The following is a 251-nucleotide window of genomic DNA, read 5'->3' as shown; positions in this document are numbered from 1 at the left end:
GATATTCATCTGTCCAAAGATGGAGAAATAATCGTCATACATGACGACACGCTGAATCGGTCGACCGATCGGCAGGGCCGGGTGAATGATTTGACGCTGGCCGAGATTAAGCAGGCTGACGCCGGCAGTTGGTTTCACGAGTCCTTTACGGGTGAACATGTGCCGACGCTGGAGGAAGTGTTCGACCTTGTGCCCAGCCATAACATGATTAATGTCGAAATCAAGCATTCCTACGGGCGCCATACCGAGCC

1 protein-coding gene is annotated in these 251 nt (G+C 52.6%); it reads left to right on the top strand.

The annotated features are described in order from the left end of the window. Nucleotides 1-3 precede the first annotated feature (3 nt). Nucleotides 4-251 (top strand): glycerophosphodiester phosphodiesterase family protein (locus KVT27_RS25575; RefSeq protein WP_309140255.1); only part of this gene is annotated, 248 nt, incomplete at its 3' end.

The sequence above is a fragment of the Lysinibacillus sp. GbtcB16 genome (assembly GCF_019091145.1).
GTDB classification, from domain to species: Bacteria; Bacillota; Bacilli; order Bacillales_A; family Planococcaceae; genus Lysinibacillus; species Lysinibacillus fusiformis.
The sequence above is the reverse complement of the archived record's forward strand: the minus strand, read 5'-3'. Positions and strand labels throughout refer to the sequence as shown.